Origin of the sequence: Inquilinus sp. CA228, assembly GCF_052078665.1 — a bacterium.
GTDB lineage: Bacteria > Pseudomonadota > Alphaproteobacteria > DSM-16000 > Inquilinaceae > Inquilinus.
This window is the reverse complement of sequence record NZ_JBQJIK010000175.1, coordinates 1-1,924: the sequence shown is the minus strand read 5'-3', so window position 1 is coordinate 1,924 and position 1,924 is coordinate 1. Positions and strand designations below refer to the sequence as shown.

Sequence of the window (1,924 nt, the reverse complement as noted above, 5' to 3'; positions counted from 1 at the left end):
CGGATCGCGGTAGGGACGCCCATTGCTGGGCGCCCCCCGCACAGATCCGTACGTGCCCGATTAAGGCATACGGCTCCTACCTTGGGTGTTTGACGGCGAAGCGAGCTTGCGGCCAGGGGTGAAGGATGCGCGGTTTGGGAAGCCAGTCGTTGGCCAGCCGGGAGATCCGCTCCCAGGTCATGCCGTCCTTCTGACTGCGCCGCCGAAGCGTTCGCTGCCAGAGTTCGGTGACGAAGAAGCGGAACGCGGCCAGCGCCCGACCGTTGGTCGGCACGGCGTGATAGTTGAAGTAGCCTTTGACGACCTGTCCCAGCCATTTGCCCTGGATCGGGATCGGCTGGTGCATGCGCTGTCGCAACCCCTGCTTGACGGCTTGCAGCTTCGCCCGCATGCGGTCGCGCCGGGTCTTCCGCTTGACGAGGAAGTGGCCCGCCCGCGATCGCCCGCAGATGAAGGTGAAGCCGAGGAAGTCGAAGGTCTCCGGTTTGCCCAACCCGCGCCGCTCGCGGTTCGCCGCCGCATGGCGGCCGAACTCGATCAGGCGGGTCTTGTCCGGATGCAGCGACAGTGCGAACGCCTCCAACCGCTCGCGCATCGCACCCAGGAAGCGCCGGGCCTCGGCCTCGTGCTCGAAGCCGACGATGATGTCATCGGCATACCGTACGATGATCACGTCGCCCGCGGCCTCGCGCCGTCGCCAGCGCTCGGCCCACAGGTCGAAGACGTAGTGCAGGTAGACATTGGCCAGCAGCGGTGAGATCACCGACCCCTGTCCCGTCCCCTTGTCACCGACCGTCACGACCCCGTCTTCCAGGATGCCCGCCCTGAGCCATTTGCGGATCAGGCGGAGAATGCGCCGGTCGCCGACCCGGTGCTCGACGAAGCGGACCAGCCAGTCCTGGCTGACCTCGTCGAAGAAGCTCCGGATGTCGGCGTCCAGGATGAAGTTCACCTTGCGGCGGCCGATCCCGACCATGAGCGCGTCCATCGCATCATGCGCGCCGCGTCCTGGCCGGAACCCATACGAGAACCCGAGGAAGTCTTCCTCGTAGATCGCGTTCAGCACGGCGGCCGCCGCCCGTTGGACGACCTTGTCTTCCAGGGCGGCGATCGCCAGCGGCCGCTGCCGTCCGTCCGGCTTGGGAATGAAGACCCGCCGGCTCGGCTGCGCCCGATACGCTCCCCGCTGGACCCGGGCGTGCAACTCGGCGAGACGGTGCTCGTGATCTGCCGCGTAGGCCTGCCAGGTCAGCCCGTCCACGCCGGCGGCGGCCTCCCTCTTCAGATCGAAGAAGGCCGCCGTCAGTTGGTCGAGGCCGAGATGGTGGAAGAGCGCGGTGAACTTCTCCTTCTTCCTTTGCCTTGCGGCTTGCCGTATGCGCTCCAGCGCCTGGGACACGCTCACCCGGTTCTGCGCCCGGCACGTGCTTTGCTGGCCCGCATTCCCCTCGGTCCCCGCCCTTGGCTCCACCGGCTCCGCCGCGGATCGCTCCGCCTTGTTCGTCGGCTTCACAGCTACTATGGCGGGGTCTGACTTCCCAGGCCCGTGCATCATCGGCTACGGCTCCTCGCCTTCCCGATGCGGGCCGTCGGGCCAACAGGCTCGACGGTCGGTCCTGGGACCTCCCGGTTCCCGGTCAAGGAGCGTCTGCACATGCCAGGGTCTGCGACCACGCCGGACCGCACGGGAGCTCGCATATCGCGCCCGTCCATATTGCCTTCCGCCCTGTCAACGGCGTCGGCGTCCGGAAGTTGTGCCTTTCGCGGCTCGATGGCTGGCCTATGCTCTCCCCTGCCGACGCTTCGCCCCTGCCCTCACGGGCAACGACGCACGGCTCGGGGCCGATGCGGATCGCTACTCCTTCATCGCAGTGGACTTCCACCACCTACTCCTTGCCGGTCTCCCGGCGCTCTGACAGTGCAC

Annotated in this window: 1 protein-coding gene; it reads right to left on the bottom strand. The window is 67.4% G+C overall.

Annotation, left to right across the window (positions count from 1 at the left end; genetic code table 11):
* Positions 1-76: 76 nt before the first annotated feature.
* Positions 77-1,405 (bottom strand): group II intron reverse transcriptase/maturase, encoded by a 1,329-nt coding sequence (ltrA, locus tag ACTOWL_RS37825; RefSeq protein ID WP_441326459.1) that lies wholly within the window; start codon positions 1,403-1,405, stop codon positions 77-79.
* Positions 1,406-1,924 lie beyond the last annotated feature (519 nt).